The 22,154-nt window shown below is 41.3% G+C and carries 15 protein-coding genes; 10 read left to right on the top strand and 5 right to left on the bottom strand.

Annotated features, from left to right (window positions below; genetic code table 11):
* Positions 1-34 precede the first annotated feature (34 nt).
* A complete protein-coding gene (locus tag ACWICE_RS04305) occupies positions 35-1,246 on the top strand; it encodes a carboxypeptidase-like regulatory domain-containing protein (RefSeq protein WP_093099766.1) in 1,212 nt (403 codons plus the stop codon).
* A 19-nt stretch (positions 1,247-1,265) separates the two neighbouring features.
* Here ACWICE_RS04305 and ACWICE_RS04300 read toward each other — a convergent pair whose 3' ends face one another.
* From ACWICE_RS04300 to ACWICE_RS04285, 4 genes are all read right to left on the bottom strand, one after another.
* Positions 1,266-1,634: a nuclear transport factor 2 family protein gene (locus ACWICE_RS04300; RefSeq protein WP_093099768.1), complete on the bottom strand. Its 369-nt coding sequence runs from the start codon at positions 1,632-1,634 to the stop codon at positions 1,266-1,268.
* Between the two features lie 189 nt (positions 1,635-1,823).
* The gene (locus ACWICE_RS04295) at positions 1,824-5,315 is read right to left on the bottom strand and encodes a PVC-type heme-binding CxxCH protein (protein ID WP_312697106.1); all 3,492 of its coding nucleotides are present in this window, start codon (positions 5,313-5,315) and stop codon (positions 1,824-1,826) included.
* A gap of 41 nt (positions 5,316-5,356) precedes the next feature.
* A complete protein-coding gene (locus tag ACWICE_RS04290) occupies positions 5,357-6,493 on the bottom strand; it encodes a Gfo/Idh/MocA family oxidoreductase (protein WP_197700959.1) in 1,137 nt (378 codons plus the stop codon).
* A gap of 20 nt (positions 6,494-6,513) precedes the next feature.
* Complete coding sequence (locus tag ACWICE_RS04285) at positions 6,514-7,383, bottom strand: sugar phosphate isomerase/epimerase family protein (protein WP_454297715.1); 870 nt, start codon at positions 7,381-7,383, stop codon at positions 6,514-6,516.
* Between the two features lie 291 nt (positions 7,384-7,674).
* Here ACWICE_RS04285 and ACWICE_RS04280 point away from each other — a divergent pair, with 291 nt between their 5' ends.
* Complete coding sequence (locus tag ACWICE_RS04280) at positions 7,675-8,601, top strand: AraC family transcriptional regulator (RefSeq protein WP_093099772.1); 927 nt, start codon at positions 7,675-7,677, stop codon at positions 8,599-8,601.
* Between the two features lie 9 nt (positions 8,602-8,610).
* On the opposite strand, the gene ACWICE_RS04275 is transcribed toward ACWICE_RS04280, so the two are convergent.
* On the bottom strand, positions 8,611-9,741 hold the full coding sequence (locus ACWICE_RS04275; RefSeq protein WP_454297714.1) for an endo-1,4-beta-xylanase: 1,131 nt from the start codon (positions 9,739-9,741) through the stop codon (positions 8,611-8,613).
* Positions 9,742-10,117: 376 nt separating this feature from the next.
* Here ACWICE_RS04275 and ACWICE_RS04270 point away from each other — a divergent pair, with 376 nt between their 5' ends.
* The 8 genes from ACWICE_RS04270 to ACWICE_RS04235 all read left to right on the top strand — a co-directional run bounded on the left by ACWICE_RS04270 (position 10,118) and on the right by ACWICE_RS04235 (position 22,003).
* Positions 10,118-10,684 carry an RNA polymerase sigma factor gene (locus tag ACWICE_RS04270; protein WP_093099775.1) on the top strand — a complete coding sequence of 189 codons (567 nt, stop codon included), beginning with the start codon at positions 10,118-10,120 and terminating at the stop codon, positions 10,682-10,684.
* A 131-nt stretch (positions 10,685-10,815) separates the two neighbouring features.
* Positions 10,816-11,892: a FecR family protein gene (locus ACWICE_RS04265; RefSeq protein WP_093099777.1), complete on the top strand. Its 1,077-nt coding sequence runs from the start codon at positions 10,816-10,818 to the stop codon at positions 11,890-11,892.
* A gap of 163 nt (positions 11,893-12,055) precedes the next feature.
* Positions 12,056-15,559, top strand: a complete 3,504-nt coding sequence (locus ACWICE_RS04260; RefSeq protein WP_312697111.1) for a TonB-dependent receptor — start codon at positions 12,056-12,058, stop codon at positions 15,557-15,559.
* 12 nt (positions 15,560-15,571) lie between these two features.
* Positions 15,572-17,341 (top strand): RagB/SusD family nutrient uptake outer membrane protein, encoded by a 1,770-nt coding sequence (locus ACWICE_RS04255; protein WP_093099778.1) that lies wholly within the window; start codon positions 15,572-15,574, stop codon positions 17,339-17,341.
* 1 nt (position 17,342) lies between these two features.
* Entirely contained in the window at positions 17,343-18,272 is a 930-nt protein-coding gene (locus ACWICE_RS04250; RefSeq protein WP_454297713.1) for a sugar phosphate isomerase/epimerase family protein, read from the top strand.
* Between the two features lie 52 nt (positions 18,273-18,324).
* Positions 18,325-19,971 carry a right-handed parallel beta-helix repeat-containing protein gene (locus tag ACWICE_RS04245; RefSeq protein ID WP_093099781.1) on the top strand — a complete coding sequence of 549 codons (1,647 nt, stop codon included), beginning with the start codon at positions 18,325-18,327 and terminating at the stop codon, positions 19,969-19,971.
* 2 nt (positions 19,972-19,973) lie between these two features.
* A complete protein-coding gene (locus ACWICE_RS04240; protein WP_093099783.1) occupies positions 19,974-21,101 on the top strand; it encodes a YdcF family protein in 1,128 nt (375 codons plus the stop codon).
* A gap of 23 nt (positions 21,102-21,124) precedes the next feature.
* Complete coding sequence (locus tag ACWICE_RS04235) at positions 21,125-22,003, top strand: phosphodiester glycosidase family protein (RefSeq protein ID WP_093099784.1); 879 nt, start codon at positions 21,125-21,127, stop codon at positions 22,001-22,003.
* Positions 22,004-22,154: the final 151 nt, after the last annotated feature.

Raw genomic sequence — 22,154 nt, 5'->3', positions numbered from 1 at the left:
TTGCATTTTAGTATATTTACGAAAATGTCGTAACATGATCCGTATCTACCTAACTATCATTTCCATTTTCATTGCTCAGCACCTGTTGGCCCAACATACCATTAAGGGAAAGATCATTAATGCAGATGACCGCAGCCCTATTGCAGGAGCTTCAATCTACATCAATAATTCTTCATTGGGAACCAGCTCGAACAAAGAAGGCCTGTTTACCATCCATTCACCTACCAGAAATGTGGAATTGGTTGTGAGCAACATGGGATTTGAAAAGCGGGTCTTGGAAATTCAAATTCCCTTGCAGCAGGATCTGATCATTGCGATCAAAGAAAAGTCAACCGCCATTGAAGAAGTGGTAGTTACCAACTACCTAAAAGATGGTTGGAAGGAATGGGGGCAATTCTTTACTGAGAACTTAATAGGACAAGGAGGTTTTGCAGACGATTGTAAAATCCTGAACCATGAGGTTGTAAAGTTCCGATTTGACAAAAAGGCGAATGTTTTGACAGCCATCTGTACGGAACCCCTTAAGATCCGAAATGATGCCTTGGGTTATGAGCTGACCTATGACCTAGGAGGATTTAGAATGGATTTTGGCAGCAAAATGTTTCTTTTCGAAGGTTATGCCTTCTTTAAGGACATCGGAAAGGGAAGATCTAAGTATAAAAAGAACCGAAATACTTCTTATTTATTATCAATGAACAGGTTTGTCAGGAGTACATACAATAAAGAATGGGAGAAAGATGGCTATATCGTCAGAAAGTTGGTAAAAAAGGATAACGAAGTCCGAACCGAAGCCATCCAAAAATATAATGCAATTCTAGACAGTATACAGAAGAAATATAGAGGGAATTGGAAATTATTCTATGCCTCACAAACAGACTTTACAGAAGATCAGGTAAATACCATTCGGAAGCAGAGAATCCAACCAGAGAAAATCAGCTATTTAATGGGGATTATGCAACCCGATGAGATCATCGTTGGGGAAGATAAGGAGAAGGGCCTGATGAAACTCAATTACACAGATTATCTGTATATCATTTACCCTGCTGACTTTTCAAGTTCCAAGAATAAGATCTTGCAAAAAGCAGCCAGTGAGGTTTCAGAACTATTCATCATGGATTCAGATGGAATTATTATTGAGCCACAGGGCTCTTATTTTCCTACTGCCAGTTGGATATTGAGTGGTTATGCCGTTAGCTATTCCAAATTAGCCTATATGCTGCCATTGGATTATGTCCCAACTGAATAAGAATTCCCTTCGATTAAAATTATATGGCAATACCACTCCCGCCAATCACTTTGATTCCATCTTCAAATTCTTTCCAAAAGCGGATATATCTAAATTGAGCTTCAAAAGGATCTCCCGAGAAGCTTCCATTTAGCTTTAGCTTAAGGTTAATAATGGCAACATCATCTATAATATTTAGATGTTCAACATCAGGCTGAAGTTCAATGATCTTTAAATTCCCCGTTCGATAAGATTCCAAATCCTTCTCCTTGTTGATGACCTCTCCACTTGGAATAATAAAAAGCAAATCATTGTGCAATAGATTGTCCAAAGCCTCAATATCAGCAGATTTCATCGCCTCATAAAGTTGGTTTTCAAGCTTTAGAATGTCTTCTTTTTTCATCATCATCTTCAATTTTGAATAGGGTTTATATCAATCCTGTCAGAAATACTGCAAATATTTCTCTGGCATTTATCGCCGTCGACAAGACTTTCCTTAAACCTAAAATACAAAATTCAGCTAAAAGCCGAATTCATTGAGTCGCCCTATTCTTTTTAAAAAGGGGAATAAACTTCTCAAGCTTATTCCCCTTTTAATCTATTTAGTCACTTTCATGACCCCGTTCATTATTCGCCAGTGTCCTGGAAATGTACAGGCAAATGGATAATCTCCAGGTTCCGAAGGCACTTTGATATTCAATTCATAGCTGCCATCCGGATCAACCAGAGAGCTGCTGAATAGCACATCAGGTGTATTTGGAATATATTGAAGCTCTATCGCATTGTTTTGGGTAGCCAACTTATCAGCCGCCTGTCCAACACGGTCCAGACTTCCCGGTTTCAGGATCAATAAATTATGCTGCATATGGTCAGGGTTCTCAAATATGATCTTCAGATTCGACCCTGCTTTCGCAGTAAAATTGGTGATATCATATTTCATCTCCCCTACGATAGCCTTAATCTTTAGTACCTTATCGGCTTCTACTGTTTTTCCTTCCGATGCATCCGCTTTATTCATGGCGACAAGTCGACCGTCCTCCAAAGTTCCAGTAAATTTAAAGTCCTTCGCAAAATCACCCGGACTATCATTTAAAACTTGATCCGACACCCTGGCGGCACTAGCTCTTCCTACCAGTAGGAAACCATCCTGCTTTTCAGGGAACAGGCCTAAACTTTTGCCCTCAGCCACTTTCTCCTCATCGATGAACAACAGCATCTTTCCATCCGCTAGCAAGGAAGTCCTCACCTTAAACGTTGGTTTCGAAAGCTTTTCAGATTGAATGATCGATTTATTTCCTTTCTGGTTAACCCTGAATTCCACTCTTCCATCTTTGATAGAAACAGCATAACCATCTTTTTTATTGCCATAAGACAGCAAGGCTCCATCCAAAGGCCTCTGATCCTTCTGACGAACAGTCCCCACAAAATGGATCTCTCGATTCGCTATTTCAGGTATTTGCCTTGGACCAATGATGCCTTCTCTCGCTGTATTAAGCGAAAGTACGCTCATGTTGTTTCCGGCAATGATTCGCTCCCCTAAGGATCCATTCGCATTGGAAAAGTCTGGGTGGCCAAATTTAGTATGATATTCATGCATAAAAGCTTGCTGATGTAGACTTCCTGCAATCATCAGGGCATGGAACAGCCATTTGTCCTTCTCGTTTTCAGGATCCTGCACCGCATCAAAAATCACCTTAGCGACTTTTGGACTTGGCGGAGCTTCCGATAAGGCCAAAATAGCCGCCAATCGCACTCTTAAATCCTTATCCTGCACAGCTCCCGAGGAAATCAACTCATCGATAACCTTGGCGTTTTTAGGCAAGGTCTGAATCGCAGCCCTTCTTACCCCAGCCGCTGGATGCTTAAGTGCTTTGAGAACAACCGCAACACTAGGGCTCTGTCCATCGGACAACAAACCTAAACCATGCAGTGTCCAGATTGCGTGGATAGCACCTCCATTGACATTTACTTCATCAACAGCATTATCATTTATTAGCTTATGCAGGTCTTCCGCAACAGACTTATCACCCCCTTCAACCAATAGACGCTGAGCCGTGGTCCGCCAGAACATATTGTCGCTAGACAAAGCATCAACTAGGTCACGACCTTTCTTTCCATCCAATTTAAATTTCCGTTGCTTCGCCGCATCCTCATGCACCAATCGATAGATACGTCCTTTAGAACTATCTCTCAATGGATCGATATAGGCATTTCCAGGTCCGTTTTCAAAACCTTGAGGGGTTGGGTTATGCTGGATAATAAAATTATACCAATCCAAGAACCACAATGCTCCGTCTGGTCCTACTTTAGCCTCTACAGGTCCAAACCAGTTATCAGAACTCGCGACCATATTCCAGCCATCTCCCTTTTCCTTAAATCCAGATCCCGAAGGTTCCAGGATATGTTTATGGATCAAGCGTCCGGTCGGCTCAGCAATAAAGGCAACCCGATTCCAATATTCTTGAGGGAATGCCCTTGCTGTATAGAGGTTATGGCCAGCAGCGGCAGTAAAACCTCCGAATACATCCACTTGACGCAGTTCTTTGGTTAACTCATGTATTTTGTAGTGAGCATCAATTTTCTCGATACCCCTTTCATTCAGATTCGCTTTCTCATAATAATGAGCAGGGATAGCCAAAAAGTTACTGTGCTCATTATTTGCGGTGGACAGGAATACATCAAAATCTTCCGAGAATCCTAAGCCCCAAGTGTTATTCGAGGTGTTCCCAAGGAATTCCAGATCTTGAGCCTTCGGACCAAACCGATAGGCACCAGATCCAAATTTGTATGCTTTCCCAGCAATATTGCCTTCAAATCCAGAATACCCAACGGTTCCCCAAATCTTGTTATCCATACCATATTTTAGGTTGGAAGGACCAGCATGGGTATCAAAAGTTCCCCATCCATCGATCAATACCTTACGCACATCTGCCTTTCCGTCCCCATCAGTATCCTTTAGGAACAAAAAGTGCGGAGCCTGCGCTACGATAATCCCGCCATCAGAAAACACAAAGGAAGTCGGGATATTAAGCCCTTCAGCAAATACCGTGAATTTATCTGCTTTACCATCATTGTCCGTATCCTCACAGATGGTAATCCGGTCGTCACCTTCCCCCTTGTCATTTCTCACCGTATTTGGATAGTCCACCGTTTCGATGACCCATAGCCTACCCTGTTCATCCCAATCCATCGCAATTGGCTTTTTAATGTCAGGTTCACTGGCGAATAGTTCCAGACGGAATCCCACAGGCACCTGTATCAAGGTCTGCGATTGCTCCGGGCTTAATGGATGCTGATAGCGTGGTGGCGGATCTTTGCGCTCATAATTAGGCATCCGAGCTTCCTCATATTCCGGTTTGGCGATTTCATACTTCTTCATTCGCTCCACAGGCTTATCACCCACAGCCCAAAGGATACCATTCTTCACCAACTGCAGAAATCCCGGGTTACGGAATGTGCGCTCATCATGTCCAAAAGCCGTATAGAAAACCCTACCCTTACCATGCTCTTTAACCCATGTATAAGGCTCTCTGTGCGTGCTATCTACACGTTCCATCAATACTTCGATATCTTTGGCCAAGAGATGGTGCACATAGGTTTCATCCCATTCAGTCACAAATGGCGAAAGCCCCTTCATCACCGGATGATCAGGCTTGATGATTTCAGCGCCAAAAGAACCTCCTCCATGGCTCTTGAACTGACCACCAATTAAGGCTACGACATCATCAGAGTTCCTAAAACAGTAAGAAGCCGAGTGAATATTGATATAGCCCTTTCCAGAAGCTACATAATCCAACAGTGCTTTCTCCTGCGCCGGACTGATCGTATCGTGGTTCGCATACAAGATCAAACCATCGTACTTTTTAAGGTCTGGACGGGTCAAATCATCAGGATCGATGGAATAGGTAATATTTATTCCATCAGCAAAATACTCCTTTGACAAGATGTCGGCCAATAATTCCGAGTCATGGTGTTTACTATCATGACCCAGAAAAAATAACTCCAACCTTCTAGGTTTGTTATCTTCGGCACATCCCAGCACCGAGAAAACAACACATAATAGAAGGCATAATTTTAAAATCTTATTCATCTTAAATAATATTGAGATAAAGGTTCCTCAGGCAACAATAATTAGGTTGTTTCCCAAGTAAATTCAGGTAAAGGAATGATCTCTCCCCCTTTCATGGCAGACTCATGTGCCAAAATACCCACACAGGTTATATTTGCAGATTGCCTAGCATTAGGAAATGGCTGTCTGCCATCAACCAATGCGCTGATAAATTCATGGACTAAATGTGGATGTGAGCCCCCATGGCCACTTCCTTGCAGGAAAGAAAGGTGTTGGTTTTCTCCTTCATCATAAACTCCTGCCCTTGTAAAATGCTGGATGGATTCCGGTAGCAAATGCGCATAATCCGGACAGTCTACTTTTTCCGGGATTTCAGGTTCAGGTCTTTTGGCTACGTGTAATACCAACGGCTCCCCTTCAATCAATGGCCATTCCACCGATTGCTTGGAACCATAGACTTCAAAACTTTCACGATATTGCCTAGCCGTATCAAATAGAGAACGGTATACTTGAGCACTTAAATCAGAGTTCCTGAACTTAATATGTGCAGATTCAATGGCAAATGGAGAATTATATTGACCAACCAAATCCTCACGGATGGTACCAGAACCAAAGCAGGATACATACTCCGCTTCATTACGTGTTAAGCCCAATACCGGCCCTACACAGTGCGTAGCATAATGCATAGGCGGAAGACCCGGCCAATAGTTCGGCCAACCATCCATATCCTGCTGATGGCTCGCCTTTAGGAATTGGATCTTGCCAAGCTCTCCTTTCTCATACAGTTCTTTCATAAACAGGAATTCTCGCGCATATATTACGGTTTCCATCATCATATAGGTAAGTCCAGTTTCCTCAACCGCTTCCACGATCAGCTTACATTCCTCCACTGTCGTTGCCATCGGTACTGTACAGGCCACATGTTTTCCTGCCCGAAGAGCCTTGATCGATTGTTCCGCATGGTTTGGAATAGGTGTGTTGATATGTACGGCATCAATGTTTTCATCTTTCAGTAGCTCATCATAATCGGTATAGCGTTTTTCAATCGAAAAGGCATCCCCAATTTCATTCAGACTCGCTTCATTTCTTTGACAAATAGCATATAGGTTCGCATTTGGATGCTGTTGATAAATAGGGATAAACTCTGCCCCAAAGCCTAAACCGATAATTGCAACATTAATTTTTTCTTTCTTCATCATTTCGTTCATTGATTGTGTTATTATAATTTATTAGCAGCCCATTTCCTCAAAAACGCATGCCCATCACGCGCAAATGAATCTTGGTCATCGGCTAGATTTCGCCATATACAAACTGCGGCTGCCAACTCTTTATTTTCTGGTGTAAAACTTTCAATGGATACCGCTCCTTTATAATTGATCGCTTTAAGTGCCTCATAAAATGCCCCCCAGCTTGCATTTCCTGTGCCTGGAGTTCCGCGATAATTCTCCGAAACCTGGACGTGGATCAACTTGTCCCCAGCTTTTCGGATAGCCAAACCAGGATCCGGCTCCTCAATGTTCATATGGAACATATCCAAACAGATCTTTGCCGCTGGATGGTTCAGGTCATTGATCAAACGCGATACATCATCCACATTGTTGATCAGATCTGACTCAAATCGATTCAAGGGCTCCAAGCCTAATTCCAAGCCTCTAGATGCCGCCATCTCACAGACCTTGCCCAAGTTATCAACCGCTCTGTTCCATTCGATTTGGCGCTGTGCATCCGGTACCATCCGTGCTTTTCCAACCGCTGAATACATAGGACCAGCGAAAAAACTTGCTCCCAGTTCTGTCGAAATATTTAGGCAATCTTCAATGTATTGCAGACCATTCTTTTGCAAGGCTTCATCATCACTCGTGAAGTCCCTGGTTGGTCCAAAAGCCCCACAGACCAATGCTTGCAAGCCATTCTTCTCAAGTTCTTTAGAAATCTTTTGGGTATCGATAAGAAAAGGGTCTTCCACGGCTATCTCCACGACTTCATAGCCTAGGCTTGCTATTTTCTCAAACAAGCCGGCAGCATCCTCCGTACGGAAAGGAGAAGTCCAAAGCCAGGTACTGACGCCTAGTTTCACAGGTAATTGCATATTATATTCTAAATAAATTAATGATTCTTAAAGGTTTACAGGCCATACACTTTAGCATTGTCCCCATCAAATGAAACAGCGTATTCCTATTTCATTTCATTAGGTTGGTTTAAAATGGTTAATCCTAGAACCCTAAATTAAGATTCAAGATGAATTTAACATACCTATTAAATACCCAATGATGACTGTATTTTACCACACTTTATAAATAATCAGCACAACATCGGACAACAATTAGACATTTACCTCCTTAAAATCTTGATAATTGCCTGCTAAAGACTTATTTTTGAAATGAGCCCCTGCAAACCTGGGGATGACCAATATATTCCATTAATGGATATCAATTTCAAAAAGACCGCAGTCCAGAAAACCAGGATCCCTTCATCGCGCATATTTTTTGTGCGAAAGCTTTCCGACAAACATTTCGACACCACTTGGCATGCCCATTCCGAGTACCAACTTTTCCTTGTTGTGGAAGGTTCCGGAACCAGATTTATTGGCAATACCATGAAATCCTTTGTCAAGGGCGATCTGTCTTTTATTGGTCCCAATATTCCTCACCTTTGGCGCAGTGATGATATTTACTTTGACCCCCAATCCAAAAAAAGCAGCGAAGGATTGGTGATTTATATCAATGGTTCAGAATTAGAGAAATTCACTGAAAAGGAAGAGTTCAATCAATTAAAGGTCCTGTTGGAAAAAGTGAGACATGGAATGGAGATTCATGGAGCCACAGCCAAGGAAATAATTGCACTGATGAATGAACTGCTCAACCTACATGGCATGGAAAGCATCATTCATCTCTTCAAGATCTTGAATGTACTGGCTAAGGGAAAGGATTTCACACTATTACATTATGATGAATTCCAGTATCAGTCTAAAGACGTTGAAACGAACCGGATCAATATCGTTTATAATTATGCCCTGAACCATTTCAGAAATAAAATAACCTTGGAAGAAGTCGCCGCTCTACTCAATATGAAACCTACATCCTTTAGCCGATATTTTACAGCCAAAACTTCGAAGACCTTTTCCTATTTCATTACAGAATTACGCATTAAGCATGCCTGCAAGCTCCTATCCGTTGCCGAATCCAAGAGCGTAGCCCAGATATGCTATGATTCAGGTTTTAATACCCTATCCAATTTCAATAAACAGTTCAAGACTTTTATTGGAATGACACCTATGGAGTATAGGTTGAAATTTATGACGCTTTAAAACCATTAGTTATTCCTTAGCCATCTCAACGATATCCTTGACAAAAGGCTTAGCTTGATAGTTCCGATCAAAGAGCAATGGATAATCTGTCCTCCCTCTTACGGGCCAGTTATTTTTCCAAGAGTCAGCATCCCTTACTCCCCACAAAGTAACTCGGTCAATTTTATCATGATGCTTTAAAAACAGTGCAAAAAACTCCTTATATCGACTAGCCAACTTGCTTTCCACTTCCGTAGGCAATCCTTCCGCATAAGGGTTTAGGGTTTTATCATATTTGTAAATGGTACTGATCTCCGCTCCATGTGAAGGTCCTGGCATCGGCAACACAGAGATATCAAGCTCTGTTACCATCACTTTAACACCTAGCTTAGAATAGGCCAATATGCTCTCCTCAAAGGTAGCAACAGAGGGATAATCCAGACCCAAATGACCTTGCATCCCTATTCCGTGGATTTTAATCCCCTTCTCCTGGAGGTTGCGGACCATCCTCATCACGCCTTCCCTTTTCCCTTTTTGGAACATGGAAAAATCATTATAATACAATTCAGCATTCGGATCCGCCTCATGCGCAAACTGAAAGGCCAATTCCATAAAATCTTCTCCAATGATCTTATAAAACTTGCTCTGTCTCCAATCTCCATTGTCCAGTATGGCCTCATTGACTACATCCCAACCCTTTATCCTCCCCTTGTACCTCGAAACAACAGTCTGGACATGCTTTCGCATCCGTTCGATCAACACTTCCCGAGAAACATCTTTGAAATCCTTGCCAATAAAAAACCAATGTGGAGCTTGGGAATGCCAGATCAAAGTGTGTCCAATAAGTCGCAGACCATATTTCTCGCCCAATTCAACAAATCGGTCTGCATCTCTAAAATTAAATTCACCTTCATTTGGTTGAAGGTACATGGCTTTCATACAATTCTCCGCAGTAATAGAATTAAATTGAGATGCTATTAATGCTGTAGCCTTTTCATCCCGCCCATAAATCTGTTTCAGATTTATAGCAGCCCCTATGTCAAACTTCCCAGCAAATGCCTCCTTTAAGGACAAATCCTTTGACCCTTTCTGCGCCTGGGATTCATTCGCAATAAAAAGTAAAGTATAGACAAGAATTAAAACTGTTTTGAGCCTGTACATAGGTGGAGTTTTATTTAGGTGATTTTGTAAAGGTTTAGGTAAATATAGGCAATCCGATCAAAATTCATCTATAGAATTTAAAGATTGATGAATGACTCATTCCTTAATCTGTCAAATTTGGAAATAGGATTTCTGCGTGGCCTTGGCAAATCGGCACTTATGGTTCTCAATTCGACCAAAATTACTATGTCCCCCCTACGCTTGAGCAATTGGACTTTTTGAATACAGCGCCCATAAGGACTATAGGAATTGAAAAGAAATAATGTATTTTTAGATGTTGGAGCAAAATATTGATCGATTAATCATTTAATATATTGTTAATACTAGATTATTATTTTTGCCCCAATTTGATAACAGTAGAATTACCAAATCTACCATGAAGATAGAAAACCAAATATTCAAGAATTTGAAGAATGGCGATTTGAATGCCTTTCAACAGGTATTTGATGGCTATGGTCAATCTATTTTCAACACAGCATACAAAATCCTTAAAAGTAAAGAACAAGCCGAAGAAATAGTACAAGAGACTTTCTTAAAGACTTGGTTGAACAGAAGTCAAATTGATGAGGCTAAAGATATCTGGCCATTTATCTATGTTATTGCAAAAAGATTATGTTTCAATCAGCTTCGGTCGATGAAGTATGATATGCTTGCCCAACAAGAACTACTTCGAAACATGAATGAGAATGTTGAAGACTCTAAGATTCAGCTCTCGGATATACAACAATTACTGGATGAATCAGTAAAAGCTTTACCAGGCAGACAACGTCAAGTATGGATAATGAGTAGAGAAGAAGGAAAAAGCCATAAAGAAATAGCTGAAGAACTTGGTATCTCTCCAAATACCGTAAAAAACTGTTTGGTTCAAACCTTAAAAACCTTACGCCAGACCTTCAAGCAAGCGGATTATTTGTATTTATTGCTTTTTTTCTTTCTGCAATAGTCCTAGCCCCACTCTCGTGTGTACTCTATATAGTTAAACCCTAAAAAGTGCACAAAGAACGTTTTAAATATCTTAACCAAAAATTCTTAAACAATAACATTTCGGAATCAGAATTAACAGAGTATTTCGATATGTTAGAGCAACATGAAGACTTGTTTTATGAATCTTTGGACCAACTCCAAGACATTGACCAAGGAACTGGTTTCAATAAGGAGCAAGTCTTTCAGAAGATTATTCAGCATGAAGGATTTCTAGATCATGCAAAAACCAGAAGGCTTGGACCCTATAAGTGGATTGCTGTTGCTTGCTCTATAGCACTTGTGCTAGGATTTATTTTTTATCCAGAAGACAATGCAAGAGAAGGGCTTGTACATGAAACCCCAATGGTTCAGCAACAGACAAGGACAGCAGGTATAAACAACGGCAAAACCGCCATACAACTTGCGGACGGAACCAGACTAGATATTAATGACATAGACAAGCAAGAGGTAAGCTACCATGGCGTAGTCCTCTCAAAAATCAATGGGGATTTAATCCGTGTCCAAATGGATGAACAAAATATAGCCAATCCAATAGCATTTCATGAATTCAACACCCCAAAGGGTACCAGCTACAGTTTGGAATTACCGGATGGTAGCACCGTTCAACTAAACTCTGGATCAAGCTTAAAACTAAAATCTGACTTCAATAAACAAACCCGTGAAGTTAGCCTTAGCGGTGAGGCGTATTTCGATGTAGCACACAATAAGAACAAGCCTTTTAAGGTAAAAACGAAGGATTACCAGATCCAGGTATTAGGAACCCAATTCAACGTTAAATCTTATCCACAATTGACGCAAACCAAAACAAGTTTAGTTAATGGTTCTGTGGAAGTCAATACTGCTGCCAAAGCATTGAAATTAGTTCCTGGAGAACAGGCCAGAGCTGGAAAGAGCATTCAACTAACCAAGGGTAAAGCCAATTTCCGTGAAGACTTGGCTTGGAGAGATGGTTATTTCCGATTTAATAACGCAAGTATAGAGGATATAATGAGTGATATAAGTACCTGGTACAATATCACAGATATCCGCTATGAACTAAATACCGATGAACGCTTTACAGGTTCTATCGTTAGGAGCAGAAGTTTAGAAGAAGTATTAACAGCTATGGAAAAAATTGCCGATCTAAAATTCGACATGAAAGAAGGGAGGGTAATCGTAAGAAATTAACCTAATGTAAAATAACGGAAGCGCGGCCACGCTTCCGCTCAAATCGTATGGGATAAAGTCCTTATTAACTTTGAATTATTTACCCAACACTAATCAAATGTATTATTTTTTTACTAGAAATCCCTACCCTAAGCAGTTGGGGTTAAGAAAACTACTGTTAATTATGAAACTGGTTTCGCTGTTGTTACTTGGAACCATGCTACATGTTAGTGCATCTACCCTTGGACAGAAAGTTTCTGTCCATGCCAAGCGAGCAACATTACAAGAAATATTGCAGGATATCCAAAATCAAACGAACTACGATTTTCTATACAGCAATACCCAGCTTAAACATGTGGATAAGATTGATGTTTCTATGAAGAACAAAGACCTTCGGGAGGTTCTTCAAAAAGTGCTGACACCACAAGGTTTGGTATTCTTTGTAGAGGACAATATGGTGCTAATAAAGTCGCGAAAGGAGTTAGCGGCTAGTCCAGAATTGGTCCAACGCGTGATTGAAGGATATGTAAAGGATGAACAGGGCCAACCTATCTCAGGTGTTTCTGTTTCCCTTCAAAACAGCAATCTGGCTGCCGCATCAGATGGAAAAGGATATTTCAGATTACAGAGTCCTACAGCGCAAGCGACTATTTCTGTTAGTGCGATGGGCTACTCGACCCAAGTAATCCAGGTTACTGGATCCGCACCTTTACAAATCATTCTAAAAGAAGCTGTATCTGATCTAGATGAAGTTGTTGTTGTTGGATATGGTGTACAAAAGAAAGCCAATTTAACGGGTGCTGTATCCCAAGTAAATGCTGAAGATATTGCATTGCGTCCAGATGCCAACATTGCGACTACCTTACAAGGACTAATGCCTGGATTAAACATCCAAATGAATGATGGTGATCCATCGGCTACTCCAGACATCAACGTACGTGGGTTCAACTCCATCAATGGTGGCAGTCCTTTGGTCTTAATCGATGGTATCGAAGGCAATATCACACGTGTAAATCCGAATGACATTGAAAGTGTTACGGTGTTAAAAGATGCTTCCTCTGCTTCAATTTATGGTGCCCGCGGTGCTTTTGGTGTTATTTTAATCACCACTAAAACAGGAAAAGCGGGAACAACCTCCATCGCCTATACCAATAACTTCGGTTGGACATCTCCTACCGCTAGAACCGATTATATTTCTGACCCTTACATCTACGGAAGAACAGTTGATGCGGCATTATATGGTTACAATGGAACTTCTTATACCAACTACAACGCTATGGATTGGGAAACCATTAAAATGGTTGCTAATGGAGAAATCGAACCTTTCCATGAACTGCAAAACAATGGATCTTACAAGTTTTTTCACAAGTCCAATTGGTGGGATCACCTATTTAAAAAACAACAAGCCTCAAGCTTCCATAACATCTCCATTTCTGGAGGTACTGATAAGTTAAAAGGATATTTATCGGGACGCGTATTCAAAAGAGAGAGCATTAACAACATCAATGAAGATGCTGACATGGACCGTCAAAACTTAAAAGCAAACTTAGTATTTACACCATACCCGTGGTTAGAAATCTCCAATAATACGCAGTTCATCAACGAAAAAGATAAAGACTACGGTGGTTATACCAATGGTTTCGGAGGTCTTTGGAGCACGACGACTTGGTACAATTTGATGGCCTTCTACCCGATTATGGTTGATGGCATCCCTACGGACATTGGTACAGGTACTGGTGGCCAGGGTGGTAATGCTGGTCTCCATTCCGGTAAGACATGGCGCTTATTCAATAACGAAGAATTCACCAATACCTTCCGTGCAGTGGCAAAACCTGTTAAAGGCTTACAAATCAACTTTGACTACAGCAATCGTATAGAAAACACAGCTCGTACATTCCGTTTAAACCCATTTGAATACCTAGCAGGAAATAAATTAGATCACCGAATTGTGGGCTTAAACCGGCTAACCGAATACCGTTGGAAGGATAAATACAATGCAATCAACCTTTTTGCTACTTATGAGAACAGATTTGCTGATAAGCACAATCTAAAACTATTAGCTGGTTACAACCAGGAGAAATTTGATAGAGATCGAATTGCTACAACCGCAGACGACCTATTGATTGAAGATCTATCCAATCTTTCCTTGGCTACTGTCATGAACAGCATCTCTGGATCAGCGACCAATTGGGCGATTCAAGGTTTCTTTGGCCGTTTAAACTACGACTATGAGAACAAGTACCTCCTGGAAATCAATGCGCGTTATGATGGTTCATCAAGATTCCCTGAAAACAGCCGCTGGGGCTTGTTCCCTTCTGTTTCCTTGGGATGGCAGGTTGACCGCGAAGCATTCTGGGAGCCTATCAAACCTTATGTGTCTTCTTTAAAAATCAGAGGTTCATACGGAAAACTAGGAAACCAAACCGTGGATGTCAATACCTTCAAAGAATTGATGAGTGTTGGTAAGTCGGATTGGTTGGACGGTGGAAACCGTTTGGTTTTTGCCACTATGCCGGGCCCACTTCCAAATGTCGTTACTTGGGAATCGACCAAGTCCACAAACATTGGTGCTGACATCGGCTTCCTAGAAAATAAATTGCTATTTAATGTAGACTGGTTCCGTAAGGATGTAGAAGGAATGTACCTTCCGGGAGAACCCCTTCCTGCTGTATTTGGCGCAAGTGAGCCTAGAGAAAACTATGCTGCTTTAATGAATAAGGGATTTGAAGTAGGTGTTTCCTATCAAAATAAATTTGATGTAGCTGGATCACCATTAAACTTCAGTGTATCAGCTAACGTTTCTAACTTCATCGGCACAATCACGCGCTATAATAACCCGAAAGGTTTATTGAGCTCCTACTATGAAGGCAAAAGATTGGGAGAGATATGGGGATATCATATCGATGGGCAATTCCAATCGGATGAAGAAGCTTTAGCTTTCCAGAACTCTTTCACCAATCCAGCCAATAGCCTATCACAAGTTTACAATGACGTCTTAAATGTGACGCAGAACAGTGAATGGAACCATTTGCGTGGTGGGGATATTCGCTATGTTGATGTGAATGGCGATGGAAGGATTGACAAGGGTGAAAACACTTTAGACAACCATGGTGACTTACAACGTATTGGTAACTCCATGCCGCAATTCCCATTTGGCTTGAACTTAAATATGCGTTGGAAAAACATCGACATGTCCGTAGCATTAGCAGGTGTTGCACGTCAAGATTGGTATCCTACTGGCGACCTTTTCTGGGGACCATACCAAAGACCTTATCTATCCTTTATCCGTAAAGACTTAATTGATAATGCATGGAGACCGGATGAAACAGCAAACAAGTACCCACAGATTTATCGCGGTTACTCTTCACTTCAATCTGGAAGATCGCTATATGAGTTAAACGACTATTACCTTCAAAACCTAGGTTATGTACGCGTGAAAAACTTCAGTGTGGGGTATACGCTTCCTCAACAGTGGACACAGCGTGTGAAAGTTGACAAATTCCGTGTATTCTTTAGTGGAGAAAACATCTTGACATGGAGCTTCGGCGGATTAACCAAATACCTTGACCCAGAACAAGCCGGTGCTGCCGTAAACTACTCTGCCCCTGCAACCGCAGATGACAGGGGTGACCTAAGGACCTATCCAATGGGAAAAACCTTCTCTCTTGGTGTCATGTTGAATCTTTAATCTCAGCGAATCATGAAAAAATTAAAATATACCAGCATCATAATTGCCAGTTCCGCAGTCCTCATGTTTGGTTCTTGCAGTAAAGACTTTTTAAATCAGCCTGCAGAGGATCAGGTGGAAGCTCCTTATTTCTTTAACACAGAAAAAGACCTAGAAGTAGCTACCAATGATTTTTACAGCATGTTGGCAACCATGGAAGTTTACACCAATGATGCAAGCTCCGATAATCTCATGCCCTTAAACCCGGCAAACCAAATAAAAGGAAATCGTATAGTTCCTGTAGCGTCTGGTAGCGGAGGTTGGTCTTGGGGGAATCTTCGTAAGGTCAATTACTTCCTTGAAAACTACCACAAGGTTGGAAGCCAAGCTGCAAAAGATAAATACAGCGGTATAGCCCGCTTTTTCCGAGCTTATTTCTACTTCGATAAGGTGAAAACCTTTGGTGATGTGCCTTGGTATGGTAAGGTTTTAACAGGTAAAGATCCTGACTTATACAAGCCTAGGGATTCTAGACAATTGGTCATGGACTCTGTTCTTGCTGATTTGGATTATGCCATTAAAAATATACCAGCAGAAAAACAATTGAACCTAGTCACAAAGTATACGGCACTATTATTAAAAGCACGTATATCCTTATTTGAAGGCACTTTCCGTAAATACCATAAAATAGAGGGTTCTGAAAAGTTTCTTACCGAAGCTGCCAATGCGGCCCAAGAACTGATGCAAGCAAATGCTTATACCCTATATACTGAGGGGGGACCGCAAGCGGCTTATAGAAACTTGTTTGGACGCGATAAACAAGATAATACTGAAACCATACTTGCAGCAGACTATGAGTTAGGTTTAAAGGTACATAACCTAGGTTATTTGTTCACTTCAGCTACTTCCGGATCTTATGGCCTAATGAAGGATGCTGTTGACAGCTACCTGATGAATGATGGGTCTCGTTTTACAGATAAGGCAAACTATAAAACAACCTCTTATTTCCAGGAGATGCAAAATCGCGACCCAAGGCTCATTCAAACCACTGCAGGACCTGATTTCAGGGTAAACGGTGAGTCTAAAAACGAACCGGTCACTTTAAACATTACGACCACTGGGTATCGTTTAATCAAGGCATTACCTAATCGCTCCCAATGGGCTACCAGTGCTTCCGTATTTGATCTTATTCTATTCCGTTATGCAGAAGCCTTATTGGTTTTCGCCGAAGCAAAGGCAGAATTAGGAACGCTTACCCAGGCAGACCTGGATCTGTCCATCAATAAACTGAGAGCAAGAGCGGGTATGCCTAACCTAAACTTGGCCCAAGCGAATGCAAATCCTGACCCATACCTGGCAGATATGTATCCAAATGTGTCCAATACGGCAAACAAAGGTGTTATCCTTGAAATCCGTAGAGAACGTCGCATTGAGCTATTCAATGAAGGTCAGCGTTGGGACGATTTAATGCGTTGGAAGGAAGGCAAAAAAGTAACCAAACCCATGGTTGGTGTATACTTCTCAGGCGTTGGTGGCCATGATTTTACTGGTGATGGAAATGCAGATGTATTCTTGCACACCGGAAGTACAACTGGCGCTCCTCCGACTGTTACTTCAATGATCAATATCAATCAGCGAACTTTATGGAACCCTATTACAGGTCAACAGAAAGCTACTTCAGGTAATCTCGACCCATTCCCTCAAGGTGGTGTATTTGACGAAGAAAGAGATTACTTCTTCCCTATCCCATCAGAGGACCTGAAGCTTAATGAAAACCTGAAACAAAACCCCGGATGGAAATAAGATGAAAAACCTATTGATTACGCTTTTCCTGCTTCTAGGAAGTTTTTCGGGAAATCAGATTCAAGCGAAGGACAACAAGTTCCCTATTGGTTATGCTTTGGATATCAAGAAAATAACCGATGAAAAAATCAAGTATATCAAAGGATTGGGAATTGATTACATCGAACTTGCCGGGATAGGCGCTATGTTGGAAAAGAACTTACAAGAAACTACGGTAGATGCCAAATGGAATGTCCGCATGCAAGAAATTGCGGATATTCTAAAGCGTCACAAAGTCAAAGTTTGGTCTGTACACATGCCATTCAGCAAGCACCTTGATATTTCCAGATTGGATGAAGAAGGTCGACTTCGAGTCTTGGAAGCACAGAACAATGTCTTGAAGGTATTAAAACCTGTCAAACCACATATTGTTCTGTTCCACCCTTCTTTTTACCTGGAAAAAAATGTCCGTGATCAACGCGCAATGCAATTGAAGAAGTCGGTTGAGTCATTAAACAAATCGGTAAAAGCTTTACGTGCAACTATGGTTGTCGAAAACATGCTGGGCCCAGAACTGACAGTTGGTGATCGTGAAAGACCTTTGATGCGTACCGTTGAGGAAGCCCAGGTGCTCTTTAAAACATTCCCTAAAGATGTAGGAATCGCAGTGGACTTCTGCCATATTGCCCGTCCAGAAAACCTGCTTGCAGCTTTTGGTTCAAGAGTTAAAACCTTGCATGTTTCCAATGGTAACGGAAAGGCGGAGGACCATCTCCTTCCTTGCGACCCACGTGGTTCAAATGATTGGAACGCTATTTTCGCAACCCTAGAGCGTATAAAGTACAAGGGTGTATATATGCATGAATGCAAGTTTAACGATGAGGAGGAAATCGTAGAGTGTTATAATACGCTCTGGAATAATTACCAAACTAGTAAAAAATCTAAGCATTAATCGAATGAAATACCTATTTGCAAACATATTTATCCTCCTACTTATATCCGGTATGAGTAGCTGTAAGAAGGACAATAAATCCTTTGAGGAAAAACTCCTGTCAACTACCGAATTAATCGAGGTAGGCAGCAAAACTGGGACATACCAATTTGGTGTCTTGTCCAATCAGAACATGCTATTAGAAACAGATGTGGACTGGATTTCCTTAGATACAACCGAATTAGCGAAAGGTAAACGCCAAGTGAGCTTTCAGGTTGCCGATAATAAAGAGGATGAGCGATCTGGGCTAATCACCGTAAAAGTCAATGAAAACTTAAGTACCCACGTGTTGGTGAGCCAAGAATCGGGCAAAGTGCCCGTGTTCTACGTAAGTCCTGATGGTATTGGTGATGGCTCTTCTTGGTCCTCTACTACAGCGTTCCATACCGCTATGGAAAAAGCTGCCACCGGAAGTACCATACATTTAATGGAAGGTGTCTATAAACCCGTTAAAACCATTCGTAATGGTGATGCATCCGTGGAATCCGATAAAACCTTTGAAGTATCCAAAAACATCTCCATCATTGGTGGATATGCTAAAGATGCCATGATTGGAGCAAAACCAAATGCCAGTTTATATAAAACGGTATTGGATGGTAGCTTAGCTCCTGGTAAGCAAGCTTTCCATACAGTCACCATTACGGCAATTAAAGAAGCAGGGAGTAGAGTTTACCTGGAAGGGCTACAGATTACAGGGGGTAATGCGACAGACCGAAGTACAAACATTAGCATCAATGGCTTGAACTTTAGCCGTGGTCAAGGTGGCGGCGTGGCTGTTGGTGGATCTGAAGTTTACATGAAAAATGTTGGGATCATCAACAATAAAGCCACAGCTGATAAGGGTACAGCTGGTTTTGCAGCAGGACTTTATGGATTTGGTTCGGCCAATGTGACCATGGAAAATTGTAGGGTCAATGACAACGAAAACACCGGTAACAATGGCGGTGGTGTCTGGATGCATAGTTCCAATTTAACAGCCTACAATTCTCAATTCAACAGAAACTATGCGAAAGGTACTGCAGGTGGCGTTCATGGTTACCCAAATGCCCATATCACGCTTTACAATTCCGAAGTAAGCTACAATAGCAATACCTCTTATGGAGCTGGCTTATATTTAAGAGATAACTCCAAAGCTATCCTTGTCAACTGTTTATTGGTGGAAAACACCAGCACATCTAAGAACGGTGGTGGTGCAGTAATGCTTTATGATGCAAGTTCAGCAGACATCATAAGTTCTACCATTACCGGAAATAAAGTGGCTGGTCCTGGTGCTGGTGTTTATCGCCGTTCTAAAGTCAATAACTTAACGGTGATCAACTCCATAATTTCAGGTAATGTTCAAGACAATGCCTCAACAGATGTAGATGCTTATTCGGATAATGCAGGTATTCCAGCAGTTCTAAAAAGCTCCGCTATTGCCTCCCAAGTTTACGGTGAATCAGGCACATTGGTTTCAGGTGCTTCTTTCAATCCGGGAACTATGTTGAGTGCACAATACATACCAATTGGAAGCAGCAACCCAGCTTTGACCTACGGATTAACAGGCTCCTCATTGTCTAATGTGGGACAGACCTACAAACCAGCATTGGATGATCGAATCAGATCCGATAAAAACGCGAATGAAAGATCGCAACCCGCGATGGGTGCATTGATTAGATAAGCATGAAAAAACACATCTTAATCTTATTCTTCGCATGCCTTTGCTTGTCCTCTTGGGGACAAGCAAAAAAGATCATGCTTGTTCTTGGATCAGATAATAAGGAAATCTTGCTGGATCGTGTAAATATTGCCCTTCGCTTATATAACTCACAGCCATTTGATGATATCATCGTTTCCGGCGGATGTGCTGCCCATGGATCTGTGATTTGTGAAGCCAGCCTGATGTTTGAAACCTTGAACAAAGGTGGTGTACCAGCGGCTAAAATCCATAAAGAAGAGAATGCAAAAACGACCGTCCAAAATTACGTTTTCAGTATAGAGCTTAAAGATGAACTGGGAAAAAGGATCATTCAACCCGGAGATACAGTATATGTGGTTTCCAACCATTGGCATGCTATTCCGGTTGCAGCCCGATTACAAAAATACGATCAGGTCTGCGCGAAATTTCATATTGAAGGTCAAGTTGAACCCAAGGCAACCGATAAATTGGACTATGGGAATATTTTCAACGGAGAAACAGATTCCGAAAAATTCATTAGCAAGGGCAAATGGTTAACCCCTAATGCTGTTTGGCTTACGCCTGATAGCATCCGTTATTTCATGGATAACAAGCTGTACATCAGCGATAAAGACCGCAGGACGTATAATACCTTAGCTGTAGGACAGTTCTTTACTTTAATTCCAGAACTCGCAGACCAGGAAGCCCTGCGCTTTATTGATGCTGGTGAGCAGGGATATTTTCTAATCGGATCACAATTGTTAATGGTTGACAAGGAAAAGAAAAAATTAAGCAAGAAACTTGACTTTAATAATTTCATCCCTACTCTTCCTGAGCAATGGAAAGTCCATGCTAAAACAGGATTTATCAAAGATGATAGGCTATTCCTGTTTAAGGATGATGGTCTGTTGATTGCAAAGAAAAAAGGAAAAATGTATTACATTATCCAGGAAACCACGGCAAACCAATATTTCAAGAACTGGCCATTTAGCTGGGGTAAGGGAAATGTATCTGCTGCAGCTATCGACCCTATCAGCAAGCAAATCATTTTATACAGAAACCAAGAGCAGCTGTTCTTAAATCAAGAATTGACCGAGGTAGGTGAGGTAAGACCAGTAAAACTTAAACGGTAAAATAAAACCCTAAAAACAAGACAATGAAAAAGTCAACTTTATTATATTATTTCCTCTTTATATTTCTCTTCATTTCCTGCTCAAAAGAAGATGAAGGAAGGCAATTGCCTTACGATTATTCCCAGGAACAAGCGGTCGGTCTAGATGAACTTCTAGCGAAAACCGAATGGAAAACAACACAGATAAAGGATGGAATCGTGTGGAAATATTTTCATTTTCCCCAGCTTTTCGAATCCAAGCAGTACATCAATTTTTTTGAGATCGACTTAACAAAATCACCTTCAATTGATATTCCACATGTGAAATCTGGATTCTTAAAAACCAGTGCTGCTGCTGTTCAAGCAAATGCCATGGTGGCCATCAATGGTTCGTATTTCAATACCAGCAAAGGTGGATCAACGGTATTCTTTAAATACGCAGGGGACATCATAAACCAAACGGTAAATGGTTTCGATTCACATCGAGAGAATGCGGCACTTATAGTTGATGCTACTGGAAAACCTAGGATCATTCAGAAGCCAAGTTCAGGTTGGTCATCCGTAGCAGAACCTTTTGCATTAGCAGGAGGTCCATTGATGATTGTCAATGGAGAAGAACAAGAACAACTGAACGTGGATTTCAATACCGCCAGACACCCGAGAACGGCAATCGGAATCACTGCCGATCAAAAAATGATCTTATTAGTTGTGGATGGACGTTCGTCTCAATCACAGGGATTGAATATTATCCAATTATCTTCCCTAATGAAAGCCTTGGGTTGTATTTCAGCCGCTAATTTTGATGGCGGTGGTTCAAGTACCGCTTGGGCTAAAGACAAAGGAACTGTCAACTTCCCATCTGATAATGGAAAGTTTGACCACGAAGGCGAAAGGGCTGTATCAACGGTAATCACCATTAAATAAACCGTTGACTCACTAAAAGAGCATTTCTATATAAGCTTTAACGGGTCACATAACTAGGGAAAAGATTTCGCATCTTTTCCCTAGTTAACTCTTCTTATAGGAATTTAAACTCTCAGCTCTGGTAACTGTTGAATAACAGAGCTATCAACAA

Source organism: Sphingobacterium sp. NPDC055346 (genome assembly GCF_053645235.1).
This window is presented reverse-complemented; position numbering and strand designations above follow the sequence as displayed.

Bases quoted from the DNA above. Each gene is read 5' to 3' on its own strand.
- ACWICE_RS04305 (WP_093099766.1), top strand. From the start codon at position 35: ATGATCCGTATCTACCTAACTATCATTTCCATTTTCATTGCTCAGCAC.
- ACWICE_RS04300 (WP_093099768.1), bottom strand. From the start codon at position 1,634: ATGATGATGAAAAAAGAAGACATTCTAAAGCTTGAAAACCAACTTTAT.
- ACWICE_RS04295 (WP_312697106.1), bottom strand. From the start codon at position 5,315: ATGAATAAGATTTTAAAATTATGCCTTCTATTATGTGTTGTTTTCTCG.
- ACWICE_RS04290 (WP_197700959.1), bottom strand. From the start codon at position 6,493: ATGATGAAGAAAGAAAAAATTAATGTTGCAATTATCGGTTTAGGCTTT.
- ACWICE_RS04285 (WP_454297715.1), bottom strand. From the start codon at position 7,383: ATGCAATTACCTGTGAAACTAGGCGTCAGTACCTGGCTTTGGACTTCT.
- ACWICE_RS04280 (WP_093099772.1), top strand. From the start codon at position 7,675: ATGAGCCCCTGCAAACCTGGGGATGACCAATATATTCCATTAATGGAT.
- ACWICE_RS04275 (WP_454297714.1), bottom strand. From the start codon at position 9,741: ATGTACAGGCTCAAAACAGTTTTAATTCTTGTCTATACTTTACTTTTT.
- ACWICE_RS04270 (WP_093099775.1), top strand. From the start codon at position 10,118: ATGAAGATAGAAAACCAAATATTCAAGAATTTGAAGAATGGCGATTTG.
- ACWICE_RS04265 (WP_093099777.1), top strand. From the start codon at position 10,816: ATGTTAGAGCAACATGAAGACTTGTTTTATGAATCTTTGGACCAACTC.
- ACWICE_RS04260 (WP_312697111.1), top strand. From the start codon at position 12,056: ATGAAACTGGTTTCGCTGTTGTTACTTGGAACCATGCTACATGTTAGT.
- ACWICE_RS04255 (WP_093099778.1), top strand. From the start codon at position 15,572: ATGAAAAAATTAAAATATACCAGCATCATAATTGCCAGTTCCGCAGTC.
- ACWICE_RS04250 (WP_454297713.1), top strand. From the start codon at position 17,343: ATGAAAAACCTATTGATTACGCTTTTCCTGCTTCTAGGAAGTTTTTCG.
- ACWICE_RS04245 (WP_093099781.1), top strand. From the start codon at position 18,325: ATGAGTAGCTGTAAGAAGGACAATAAATCCTTTGAGGAAAAACTCCTG.
- ACWICE_RS04240 (WP_093099783.1), top strand. From the start codon at position 19,974: ATGAAAAAACACATCTTAATCTTATTCTTCGCATGCCTTTGCTTGTCC.
- ACWICE_RS04235 (WP_093099784.1), top strand. From the start codon at position 21,125: ATGAAAAAGTCAACTTTATTATATTATTTCCTCTTTATATTTCTCTTC.